The 12,057-nt window shown below is 44.5% G+C and carries 13 protein-coding genes; 3 read left to right on the top strand and 10 right to left on the bottom strand.

Annotated features, from left to right (window positions below; genetic code table 11):
• Positions 1-56: 56 nt before the first annotated feature.
• Complete coding sequence (locus tag UNH61_RS16380; protein WP_326993046.1) at positions 57-1,022, bottom strand: hypothetical protein; 966 nt, start codon at positions 1,020-1,022, stop codon at positions 57-59.
• A 152-nt stretch (positions 1,023-1,174) separates the two neighbouring features.
• Here UNH61_RS16380 and UNH61_RS16375 point away from each other — a divergent pair, with 152 nt between their 5' ends.
• The gene (locus UNH61_RS16375; protein ID WP_326993045.1) at positions 1,175-1,852 is read left to right on the top strand and encodes a class I SAM-dependent methyltransferase; all 678 of its coding nucleotides are present in this window, start codon (positions 1,175-1,177) and stop codon (positions 1,850-1,852) included.
• A 452-nt stretch (positions 1,853-2,304) separates the two neighbouring features.
• Positions 2,305-3,045: a LuxR C-terminal-related transcriptional regulator gene (locus tag UNH61_RS16370; protein ID WP_326993044.1), complete on the top strand. Its 741-nt coding sequence runs from the start codon at positions 2,305-2,307 to the stop codon at positions 3,043-3,045.
• Positions 3,046-3,047: 2 nt separating this feature from the next.
• On the opposite strand, the gene UNH61_RS16365 is transcribed toward UNH61_RS16370, so the two are convergent.
• Positions 3,048-4,085 (bottom strand): AAA family ATPase, encoded by a 1,038-nt coding sequence (locus tag UNH61_RS16365; protein ID WP_326993043.1) that lies wholly within the window; start codon positions 4,083-4,085, stop codon positions 3,048-3,050.
• Between the two features lie 137 nt (positions 4,086-4,222).
• Positions 4,223-4,360, bottom strand: a complete 138-nt coding sequence (locus UNH61_RS16360; RefSeq protein WP_326993042.1) for a hypothetical protein — start codon at positions 4,358-4,360, stop codon at positions 4,223-4,225.
• A gap of 288 nt (positions 4,361-4,648) precedes the next feature.
• Between UNH61_RS16360 and UNH61_RS16355 the strand changes: the two genes are divergently transcribed.
• A complete protein-coding gene (locus UNH61_RS16355; RefSeq protein ID WP_326993041.1) occupies positions 4,649-5,443 on the top strand; it encodes a TerC family protein in 795 nt (264 codons plus the stop codon).
• Positions 5,444-5,506: 63 nt separating this feature from the next.
• Here UNH61_RS16355 and UNH61_RS16350 read toward each other — a convergent pair whose 3' ends face one another.
• The 7 genes from UNH61_RS16350 to UNH61_RS16320 form a co-directional block, all read right to left on the bottom strand.
• Positions 5,507-6,469 carry a hypothetical protein gene (locus UNH61_RS16350; RefSeq protein WP_326993040.1) on the bottom strand — a complete coding sequence of 321 codons (963 nt, stop codon included), beginning with the start codon at positions 6,467-6,469 and terminating at the stop codon, positions 5,507-5,509.
• Positions 6,470-6,483: 14 nt separating this feature from the next.
• The gene (locus UNH61_RS16345) at positions 6,484-7,587 is read right to left on the bottom strand and encodes a toxic anion resistance protein (protein WP_326993039.1); all 1,104 of its coding nucleotides are present in this window, start codon (positions 7,585-7,587) and stop codon (positions 6,484-6,486) included.
• A 43-nt stretch (positions 7,588-7,630) separates the two neighbouring features.
• Positions 7,631-8,245 (bottom strand): TerD family protein, encoded by a 615-nt coding sequence (locus UNH61_RS16340; protein ID WP_326993038.1) that lies wholly within the window; start codon positions 8,243-8,245, stop codon positions 7,631-7,633.
• 20 nt (positions 8,246-8,265) lie between these two features.
• Positions 8,266-8,820, bottom strand: a complete 555-nt coding sequence (locus tag UNH61_RS16335) for a TerD family protein (RefSeq protein WP_326993037.1) — start codon at positions 8,818-8,820, stop codon at positions 8,266-8,268.
• Entirely contained in the window at positions 8,810-9,655 is an 846-nt protein-coding gene (locus UNH61_RS16330) for a phosphoribosyltransferase family protein (RefSeq protein WP_326993036.1), read from the bottom strand. Before UNH61_RS16330 ends, UNH61_RS16335 begins: the two co-directional genes overlap by 11 nt.
• A complete protein-coding gene (locus UNH61_RS16325) occupies positions 9,655-10,353 on the bottom strand; it encodes an HAD family hydrolase (protein WP_326993035.1) in 699 nt (232 codons plus the stop codon). The genes UNH61_RS16330 and UNH61_RS16325 overlap by 1 nt, the downstream gene beginning before the upstream one ends.
• A gap of 413 nt (positions 10,354-10,766) precedes the next feature.
• The gene (locus UNH61_RS16320) at positions 10,767-11,999 is read right to left on the bottom strand and encodes an IS4 family transposase (protein WP_326992329.1); all 1,233 of its coding nucleotides are present in this window, start codon (positions 11,997-11,999) and stop codon (positions 10,767-10,769) included.
• Positions 12,000-12,057 lie beyond the last annotated feature (58 nt).

The raw sequence follows: 12,057 nt of genomic DNA, 5'->3' as shown, positions 1-12,057 counted from the left end.
AGACTGGGTTGTTTTCGCATTCGGGAAAAGTATTTACGAGAAAGGGAAAAGAATTCCTAATTCGTAATTGTCTCATACCGCTTCGTTTCCTTCTCGCTCCAGTCAATGTTTCCACGTACCATCGCGCTCAGCACCTGTACATATCGCCGTATATCAGGGTCGTAAGTGCCGAAGGAGGGAAGCTCTTTCGAGTGCTTTTCGAATCGGAACACTTCGTTATTGTGCAGCATCGCGGTTTGGGAAATGGCAGCATCCAGCGACAAATCCCTTTCCTCACGGAGTACGAGTACCATGTTATGGTTGTCGCCATGATCCAGCTCTTTAGAAAGGGAATATAAATCGTTGGCAAAAACAATCGCATTCCTCGCTATCACGGTCAGATCGTGTATGGTGGGATGCTGCAGGATTTTCTCCGGTACTTCCAGTCCTTCTATGACCGGTATCAGCGTAGTGGCGATGTGCGCGGCGCCCAGGTACTGGCGCTTCGCATAAAAGGAAGCAACCGAAGGGAATTTGCTACTGGATACATTATCAAACTGCCACAAGGCGGTATCGAACATCAGCCGGATATCGCGGATAAAGCAGGTTTGCCACAACTCACTGCTGATAGGCAGAAGCCGGCTCCATACATCTTTCAACGCAGCGAAAACAGCGGTATCCCCGGATTGAATACGAACGTTGCGTTGTTCAAGGATAGACAGGCAGGCATGGATAAATTGCTCGAAGTGCTGACGGGTACCTGCAATATCAGATTTAATAACCTGGTTATCCATCGCGTCGTCCATACAAAACAACAACGTAATCAAATCATTGGCCAGGTCTAATCGTTCAGGCGTGGCCGTTGGATAGAACCTGGCTGTCAGGTAAGCGAAATTAGCCGTCTGATAGTGTTTAAATGATTCCTCATTAAAAAGTCCGAATTGTTTTACCCAGTTATCAGTATGGTTACTTACTGTATTCGCATGTGGGTTAATCCTGGGGTGCCAGGGGCAGTAGAGTGAGGGAAGAGTGATCGTTTTCATAGCAAATAGTGTATACTAGATAAGATACGATGATTTACATTTTTAAAAAAATGAAAATGTATGAATGGAAGCGCGTTAAGTACAGGCGTGCAGCTGCATAAAGTGAAATGGTGACCAGATGTACACATTTGTATGAAATTAAAATATTTTTGATGAACGCTGGCGGTAATTCCCTGTTGCGTAGTACGGATATGGACAAATCTCAGATGGCAGCAGCGGTGTTTAACAGGCGTGCCGGTGAATACCAGGAAAAGTTTATGGACCTGGATATTTACAACAGTACCTATCAGCATTTTTGCGATAGCATCGTCAGCACCGGAGCCTCCGTGCTGGAAATCGGCTGCGGCCCGGGCAATATTACCCGCTACCTGCTGCAGCAACGGCCGGATCTGCAAATAACAGGCATCGACCTTGCGCCCAGGATGCTGGAACTTGCCCGGGAAAACAATCCGGCTGCCACCTTTCTGCTGATGGACGCCAGGAACATCGGCCATATCACACAACGTTTCGATGCTATTATGTGTGGCTTCTGCCTGCCGTACCTGTCGCCCGAAGAATCGGCTCAACTGATCCGGGATGCCGCCGGGCTTTTACTGCCCGGAGGCATCATTTACCTGAGTACAATGGAGGAAGATGAGCGCAACCACTCAGGAATACGAACCAATTCGGCCGGGGATGAGTTGTTTATTTATTATCACCAGGCTGCCGGTCTGGAAACAGCACTGAGCGATGCGGGCTTCAGCGGAATCAGCCTGCAACGGATCGCATTTCCGCTGGCAGGTGATACCCCTGTCACCGACCTGGTGATGACCGCTGCATGGAACCGTTAACGAAAAAGCGGATAGATTATATGCCGCATAAGCAATAAGATATATATTTGCCTTGTATTGTAACAGAGGAGAATTCCAATGTAAGCGAAATGGAGTAGCGCAGTCATAGCAGGGTGGCCGCCCTGTAAATCTATGAACTGCGCTGCATCCTGGGGAACATTGCATCTAATTATTGAGGAAAGGGCGCTTATATAACAAACTTCTCCCTCCAGGTTTTCAATAAAATCGAAATCAACTTCTGGTTATATAACCGTTCCGATATGCTCGTTCCCGGCAATATATGCTGGTATCGGACTTGTCGGATTGGGGATCGCCGGATAAAAGGCCTTGCCGTTTATTGTTCCTGCAATCCATAACGGATTGTGTTACAGCACAAAAGTAAAAACCAATAGTAAGCGGGTCAACTGTGTAATTTCGCAGGTGATAATATTTGTTATTATTTTTATACGAACATGGATTTAGGTAACATTAAGTACGGGGACTACTCGAAAGCATTTATTACAGACACACCGGCTGATCTTAACAGCCCGGAAGCACGGCGTTTTAAGCAAACCATCCGAAGGTTTCCGGATGAGGCGATCTATATTTATTCGTTTAAGGAGAACCGTATGATTTATGCGGACGGATGGGAAGAGCTGCTTGGTTACCGCGACGACGAAATTTCCATGATGACCATCGTCACTATTACGGCTCCGGAATATGCTCCTTTTTCAAATGAGCTGAACGACAAAGCCCTCATGTTTCTGCATAATAAAACAACCGCCCTGGAAGAGTATAGTTTCACGATAGAGTTAAAGAAGATTCATAAAAATGGGACGCATGTGCCCCTGATCTCCAAAGTAGGGGTGTTTGAAGCCCAAAACGGGAAAGTAACCCGTATTATAGGACATTCCCAGAAAAATGAAAGTATCAAGTTAGGCAACGTAATGCGCTACGCTGCCTATGGCCCTGAGAAATCAGAATTTGAAGAAGAGCTGAACAAGCGCCTGTTCCGGTATTATGCCATCTCTGAAAAAGAGAAGGAAGCATTGTCGCTGGTGGCTGAAGGCTTATCATTTAAGGAAATCGCTGCCCGCTTCGGAGTATCCCAATCGGCCATCGAAAAGCGCATTATCCCTATGTATAAACGGTTTGAAGTAAAAAGTCTCACACATTTGATCAGCTTTGCCTTTGCCAATCATATCCTTCCGTAGACTCAGTTCAGCTGCAGGTTGAGAGAGAGCATTTTCTCCGTAGGTACGCCAATGCTCATCAGCATGCCCTGCCAGCGATCGGATAGTTTGCGGGCGTCGTCGTCGTCGCCCAGTACCCAGATTACATTGGTCTGTTTCAACACAGTTCTGTTGATATCGTTGGTAGAAAAGGTGTCCACAAAGTTGAGAAAACGTTCCGGCGTAATCAGGTCGTCTTTGATAGGGGCGCCGGGATTGATATCATCTATCACGAGGATAGAAGCCTTACGCCAGGTCCACAGCACATCTTCGGAAGCATGCTCGTCCTGCTCAAAGAACATGCAATACAATTTCATGGCCGACGTATATACGGCGGAGTGATGGCGTATAGACAGCTCCGTAGCAATGGCCACACTCAGACTTGTTTTGCCGCTTTTTTTGGGGCCAAATACAAAGAGGTGCATGCCCTGGTCCTTGTTATCCAGGAAACGGCGCACCAGGTCGATGTCTTCTTCCGGGATCTTTTCAGTATTCCATTGACTTAAACGGAACTGAAACGGGTAGGAGGGCGCCTGCAGGTACATTTTGGTAAGATACCAGTAATACGCCGGGTATATCATCAGCACCGTAAGTACCACCACTACCATCAACGCCGTAGGGGTGAAACCACAAAGCATAGAAGAGATAAAAGCCCCCACCCAGAAAAAAGAAAGGTCGGTAATGGTATCAAAAGCAATATTGCCCCAGGCCGGCTGGAATACATAGGTCTTTTTCATATTTCCCAGCTTGGTGAACAGTAATGGCCCCAGAAAATTAAATATCTCGAAAGTCAGCCATATAGCACTGATAATCCAGGCTGCCTTTAAGGCCGCCCGGTCTTCCGGATAGTATTTTTTCAGTATCAGGAAGCCAATAAAAGTAGGGATAAAGCCAAGGGAAAAATGCCCGAACTGGTTGGCCAGCCAGGAATAGGTGAGCGTAACACCGCGATAAGAGTCTTTGCCAATAAGATCGGCGATTAGCTGGCGGTAAATGTTTTTACCGGTAATAGGTTTTTTCATGAGTACATTGGGAATTATAGCGTGTAAAGATAAGAAACAGCAGTCAGCTTACAGCTAACAGCAAAAATGCAGCGAAGACCACATTATAACAATATGATGTGATCTCCGCTGCATTTACTAAAACCTGACAATGCTTGTTAATATCCGTAATAACGGTAGTGATGATGGTGGTGATGATGATAATACGGGCGGTAATATCCATCTTGTTCAACCACACAGCTGGTAAACCCGGCCGCAAGCACCAGGGCGATGATGAGATATTTTAACGTTTTCATGATGCTGAAATTTGATTTGATATGGCTTTGTTTCCGTAAGGCCCAACGCTGCAGCCATTGAAGCCAGCCGGTTTACAGGGTATGATGATAAAAGTATGCCAGAGGGCGTTGCGGATTGTTATATAATGTTAAAAGTCAGGCATCCGGGTGGAAGCCTGGGGAAGGTTAACCGGCTGTACTATTTTTCTATCAATTATTTGTATATATATTTGCCCCGATTTTTACGCTGTTGCCCAACTATTTACACGCATTGTCAACAAGTAGAAACCTATATAAAACTAACGCCAAATGAATGAATTGATTCAGCACATCATTGACAATCCCATACCCAGCCTGATAGTTGTGGGCAATCTTATTATTATTGAGAGCTTGTTGTCGGTAGATAATGCAGCTGTACTGGCTACTATGGTAATGGATTTGCCGGAAAAGCAACGTGATCGTGCCCTTAAATATGGTATTCTCGGGGCTTATCTGTTTCGTGGGTTAGCCATGGTGTTTGCATCTTTCCTTATCAAAATCTGGTGGCTCAAGCCAATCGGCGGTCTTTACCTGTTGTACCTGACTTATAGCTGGTGGAAAGAACAGAAGTCGAAGGGAGATAAGGAAGAAGAGGAGGAGAATATAGATAAAGGAAAGAACTGGCTCTATAAAAGCACCGTGGGTGCTATTGGCCCCTTCTGGGCTACAGTGGCCCTGGTAGAGCTGATGGATATGGCTTTTTCCATTGACAATATCTTTGCGGCGGTAGCCTTTACGGACAATATTATCCTCGTTTGCCTCGGAGTGTTTATCGGGATCCTCGCCATGCGGTTTGTGGCACAGGCTTTCGTGCGACTGATGACGAAATTCGCCTTTCTGGAGGCGGCAGCCTTTATCGTAATTGGCATCCTGGGCATAAAACTGACGCTTTCCATTTACGAACATTTCTTCCCGGAATCCGGCCTTACCCGTTTCCTGGAGAGCTCCCAGGCCGATGTGCTTACTTCCATCCTGACCGTGGCCATATTCATTGTGCCGATCGTTACGTCGGCCCTGCTGAATGTGCCCAAGAGGAGCAATACTGCTGCTAAAGCAAAAGAGTAGTCTTAACGGAAACAGAGATTTTTATAGCGCCAGTCTGCGGACTGGCGTTTTTTTTACGCCGGGTTATAGCGAATTGGTGTTGAGCATCGTTCTGAGGATGTTCGTTTGTACATCGAAGGTACCGATCTGCTGGAGGAAATCCACGTCGGAGATCTTTTCATAGTACTCATTCAGCACCGTCCTCACATTGTCCGGGATCGCAATCTTGAGGGCATTCGCCCGGCTCATGAGGTTATCGTTCTTATCGGAAAGCTCCTGTATCAGCCTGGTTTTCTTCGACAGGGTATTCGTCCAGTCTACCTCCGTGATTTTAGAAAGATCGCAGAAAAGAAACATATTTTTCGATGGAAAGAACAGGAAGTACCGGTCGAGCCCAGGGAGGCGGTATACCTCCAGTATCTGGTTACCGGCCCTGAGGCCGCAGAAGAATTCGGACCTGAAATCAATCTTACACAACAGCCCCATCAGTTTCCGGTGGATGATGGCATTGCTGTTCCGGTATACCTCGTCGGGATTGAATTTGATGAGCTCATCGAGCAGTTCGGGGGAGATATCGTAGTAGAAATCCTGTGAAAACCTGGCGCTGAAAGCATTGATGTTCTTGGAAAAGGGATATTCCTCGCTGTTATCGGATAACACCTGGAACAGTCTTCTCAGCGACAGGTTAATCTTCAGGGATTGTTTTTGTTTGTCGAGATTGAAATTCTTCTCTGAAAAAACGGAATCATTCAGAGAGCCGATCAGGTCTTTGTTGATTTGTATTTCATCAAAGATCAGGCTCACATTCCGCTCGTTGCTGCTTTTGATTTTCTTCAGCAGCTCAATGACGGAAGTGGTGTACTGGAGATGAAAAAGCTCCAGCTTATTGATGTCGAGCTCCTGGTTGGTTTCGAACAGTTTATGGACAACCTGGCTTCTGAGATATATCTTGTAAATAATCTCGTCTTCAAAATAAGTAGACAGCAACTGTAATTTGCTGATCGTTTTATTTGATTCGTTTAATATCGTAGCCAGGTTATCCTCCATCACTTCCGGCAAAGTTAGCGAACGTTTGTCACATTTTTCTTCAGTTCGGTTTCCAGGTTCTGCAGTTCACCATTCAGTGCTTTCCTGTTTTCGGTACCCTGTTCGTGGATTTTCTTCACCTCGTTCAGTGTTTCGATCAGCGATGCGGTAGTTCGCTTCAGGGTATCGATAGATACCACTGTTTTTTCATTCTCCCTCGCTACTTCAATGCTGTTCTGTTTCAGCAGCTCGGCATTTTTCTGCAGGATAGTATTGGTGGTTTCAGACACCTTGCGCTGCATTTCCACATTGGCTTTCTGTCGTTGCAGGGCCACTGCGATGGTCAGCTGGTTTTTCCATACAGGGATGGTAGTGGAAACGATCGACTGCGCCTTCTCCGCGATGGAAGTGTTATTGTTTTGCACCACCCTGATCTGGGCGAGCGATTGCAGCATAATGAAGCGGACGATCTTCATATCGGCCAGCCTTTTATCGAGGCGGGTAACGAAATCTCTCAGATCCGCAATTTCATAATCGTTGTAGTTGCCTGCATTGGCTTCCATTTCCGCCAGTTTCTCCGTCAGTTCGTTGTATTTCAGCTGCCCGGAAACAATCAGGTCTTCCATCTGCTTAATGTAAGAAACATTGCTGTCGAACATCGTTTGCAGGGAAGAATTGTCTTTCAGCGAATTGATACGGCCAGCCTTGATCTTATTGGTGATCTTATCGACGTTGCTGATAACGGTATCGTATTTCTGGAAAAGCTTTTGCGCGTCGAAAACTATTTTCTTCAGGAACGGCACTTTTGAGAGGAAGCTCTTAAAGCCGCTCTGGTTAAGCTCGTCCACGTCGATATAATTCAACTCGGTCAGCAGGTCGTTGATCAGGCCGCCCACTTCGCCGGAGTTATAAGTACGAACAGAAGTCAGAAACTCATTGCTGTATTTCTCCATTGAATTCTGTATCTCAGTGCCATAATTCAGGATGGAGTTAACATCAGACGTAACCAGGGATTTGTTCAGATCCCCGTATTTCTGGGTTTCGGCGGGAGTAAGACCGGAAGTATTAACATTACCTTCCTTGTCCATTCTCACCATGGGAAGTGTCTGATCGGTGGGGGTAATTGGATTTGTTTCCATCAGTATTTGATTATACGGTTAAGATGATGTTACACAGGCATTTCTACAGGTAATTCATCGCCACGGTATTCACGGTTTCCTGCAGTTTTTTATCTTTTGTAGGTTCGCCGATGGCATTGAATTTCCATTCGCCATTCTTCTTGTAAAATACGCCCATGATCATAGATACATGTCCTGCAAAGCCCGAGTTACCGGCAATGTCGTATTTGGCGAATACTTCGTTCACGCGGGAAGGCGTGCCTTCGTAGATGCGGATAGAAGCGAAGGGAATAATGCCGAAATCGTGGCCCCTGAAGCTGTTTAGCACAAATGCCACATAGCTGACAGCCGGGTTGATGCGCGACAGATCGAGGGTGATCACCTCATTGTCGAGCCCGTCGTTGCCATCCAGGTCACCCGTCAGATCGTCGCCACTATGCATAACTGCACTGTCCTTTGATCTCAGGTTGCCAAAATATACTACTTCCTGTAATTGCTTTTGTTCATTGAAAAGGGCGCAGCTGGCGTCCAGGTCTACCGCTTCCTTGGTTTTGCTCAAACCAAAGAGGGCCTTTTTTTCAATGGCGCCCCAGTTGATACCTACACAAACATGCTGTAACTTGCTGCCATTGGATTTTTCCAGGCTGATACGCTGTCCTTTTTGAAGATCTATTGCCATGTGGGATATGGTTTTTAAGATTAGTTATATTTATTCAGATAGTCCTGCAGACCACCTTTCATGCCAACGCCTACGGCCTCAAATTTCCATTCGTCGTTACGCCGGTAGATCCTGCCGAATTCCACAGCTGTTTCAATGGAAAAATCTTCTTCCAGTTCATATTTCAGGATCACCTCGTTAGTAACGGCATCGAATACACGTATATAGGAATTCCTTACCTGGCCGAAGTTCTGCCTTCTGGCTTCCGCTTCGTGAATGGTAACTACTACACATAATTCGGCAACTCTGCCATCGATTTTAGACAGGTCGATCTTTATCTGTTCGTCATCTCCCGCACCATCACCCGTAAGGTTATCACCGGTATGCTCTACCGCGCCATCAGGAGAAACAAGGTTATTGTAAAAAACAAAATGCTGATCTGACAGTATTTTTTTGTTGTCGCCCATTATAAAAATGGAAGCATCCAGGTCGAAAGCAGTCCCGGTTGAAGAAGCATTGGCGTCCCACCCCAATCCGATAGTAAATTTAGGCGCATTAATCGCCTGCCGCTGTCCCTTTTGCAAGTTAATTGCCATGTTGTATGCTTTTATGTTTACTGTTGAATAAGTAATTATGAATAAAATTAATGTTTTTCTGGTAAGCGTCAATGGTATGATAACCATTTCCCAGCGACATATTATATAATAATGTTATGAATTTGTCCGATTGATTCTGAAGGAAGATACAAAAGGATTCATAATCATAGTTCAGTATGTACTTTACCAGGCGGGTATTGATGAAGAACCGTTCGCCCTGGATAATACTTTCCAGGTGGAATATCGACTTTACATGGTGATAATTCAGGTAGTTTTCTATATTGGGGTGTATATTCTTATTCACCAGTTCGGCGAAATAGAGCAGCCAGATCTCGTTGGTGAGCTGGTAGGTAGACACCATTTTCATGATCATCTTTTCATGTCCGCCCGTGATCCTGATATCATCAAGAAACAATACCTTTTTCCCTTCCAGGAAGGCCTTATCGATATGGAATGAATCGTTCCCGATCAGTTTCAGGCGTTGTTCAGCGTCCAGTTCGCCATAGTCTTCCTTATAGGTAATGGTACGGTGTACCTTGGTTTCCTGCAATACCGGAAATCCATGTTCCGCCAGCCATCGGTTTACCCGGAAAACAAAATAGTTTTTCATGGCAAAAGTGGCAGTTGGAATAAAAGAGTAGGGGCTGGATACTACTACGTACTGAGCTACAGGCTTGCCCTCCAGGTGGTGCCGGATAAATCCTTCTGCCAGGCTGGTGCCGAATTTTTCAGCAATTCCTTCGTCACCAAATTTGAAACGGCTATAGTCATCGGGACTAAAGCCAAAGTAGCCGGGATCAGAAATTTTGTGCAATGAATAGGTGGTGTTCATCATCAGTTAAGAATACTTGAAATACATTTATTGTTGGAGTTAATCAGCCATGTGTCAATCCCGATCCTGCCGGCTCCGTAGATATCTGCTTTTTCGTTATCACCTATATGAACGATTTGTTTCAGTGCTATGATATCTGTTTTTCGCAGTGCTGTAACGTTTTCCAGCATTAGCCGGAATACTGCTTCGTTAGGCTTCGACATACCGGTTTCATCAGAATACAGCTGGAAATCAAAGAAGCTGTACAGCCCCAGTTGCTGCAACACCTGCCGTAAGGTACTGCCTTTGATGAAGGCGGTGTTGCTCAGCAAACTGATACTTGTATCCCCGCGTTCGCGGAGTTGTTTCAGTGTACTGATAGTTGCGGAACAATATACCATCGGCAGATATTTCATCACCAGTGCCTCCATTTCGCGATACAATCCTGGAAGGTCCACATCTCCGAAAGCATTGTCGTTATTATTCATCTCACTAATCACCATCAGGTACATTTCTTCTGCATCTATATTCCCCCCTGTTTTTTCATTGATGGCATTACACATCAGGTCTACCTTGCGGAAAATCCTGTTCACCTCTTCCTGTGTCACCTGATGCCGGTTAAAATGATCATAAAAAAAACGCGCCCTCTCTTGCTTAAACAAAGGATTCGATTTTATTAAAGTTAACCAGAGATCAAATGAATAATGTTGGTATCTTATCATTATTTTTTAATGGTGTGTTTTCTTATTCGCATCTCTTTTGCCGGCATACACCAATTGGGTTAATCCGCTGTATAGAGGCCTGACGGTAATATAAGGCATATTGAGCTAATTTAAGATTAAATTAGGAATTGGGAATATAGAATTAAGAATTAACAGGAAGATTTTAGCGATTTATTATATATTTCACATTACTATAATAAATCGCTAAAATCTTCCTATTAATTCTTAATTCTATATTCCCAATTCCTAATTCTATAGTGTCCGGGGAAAATTTAAGAGATCTTAGCCTAACGATTCGGGGCTTAACAAAATAGGGAATGAGTGCCCTGAGAATTGAATATTTGCCTAAATCGGCAATTATGTATTTCAAATATTCAATTCTCAGGGTGCCTCTAAAAAGTAAGCCCCCTTTTCTAAGGAGAGAATAATTTCAGTTGTATAAAGTCTGCATCTTTATTATTACAAAGAAGTGCTTTCTCCGGTTCGGTTAGAAATTTAATTAGGAGAATGTATGTGGAGAGGTGGAGTCTTAGAAAACCTGCCAGGTTGCTAAACGACCACATTCTGCAGCCCAGTTGCTTTAATTGATCTTTCACAATCTTTATAAGCAGATCTTTTATTAAAGCGCACCATACCTGTATACTAATGGCATTCTCATTGTCTCCCAGAAAATTACTTAATTGAGAGGTCTGCTTAATTCTTTTGAATAGCAGTTCTATATCCCATCTCTGTTTGTACAATCTCCTAATGGTAGAACAAGCGTAGGTCTGATTGTTAGTGAGTAAGTGCACCTTCTTTTGGGTCTTTTTATCATAAATACTAATGACTCTGGCCTGCTGCACCGGACTTTTTTTACAGGTCTTTGGGTTGCCAAGTCGGATGATCCAGTCTTTTAAAATTCCATTCTTTTTATCAGCCGATGTTATTTTTTTGCGCTCAAGTACCTTTATTTTCATCCCTTTAGTAACCCTGGAGATCCAGGTAATATCATTTTGGGTCCAGTCTTTCATTACCGTGTAATTTACATAAGCTCGATCCATGGCAATTATGGAGCCTGGCTCCAGGGGCAGCTTCTGCATAAATTTCCTGTCACTACAAGCGGCCTCTGTCAGTACAGTAAAGCAGGGTAACTCATCTTTGGCTCGCATCAGCACATGAGCTTTAACACCTCCTTTTTTCCTGCCATTTAACCCTTTTACACCCGCACCCTTCATCACAGTTGAAAACAGACTAATTGTTGTTGAATCCACTATAAATAATCTATCATGCAACCTGTTTCTTGTTCGGCTGTCCGGGCAATGTTGTGGATAATGGTGTTGGTATAGTAAATGATAGAGTTGGCTGAAAAAATCTACAGGGCGGTTCCTGTTGGCATCTGAAATAGTACTACGGCGAGGTGTTTTTTTAAGGCCTAGATGATTAAGCCGATGCTCATTAGCCAATAGCCCGGTAACTAGCTCTCTAAGAGAACTACACTGATGAAAGCTGCTGAATAGCATGGTTACCAAATGGTCAAAGGCCTTAAATTGCTTGTAATAGCTGTCTGCATTAGTCTCCCTGGCCGCTTTATCGATTAAAGTGGCGGGCACAAAAGAAAGTAACTGATTAAAAATCGGCTGTCCGGAAAAAAATCTACTTTTGCTCATAATGGTAAGTTGTAGTGTGGTAACTTAAACTTACTAAAAAAGGAGGCCACATCGGCCT

The organism is Chitinophaga sp. 180180018-3, assembly GCF_037893185.1.
Classification (GTDB): Bacteria; Bacteroidota; Bacteroidia; order Chitinophagales; family Chitinophagaceae; genus Chitinophaga.
Note: the sequence above shows the minus strand (reverse complement) of the source record. Positions and strands in the feature narration are given on the sequence as shown.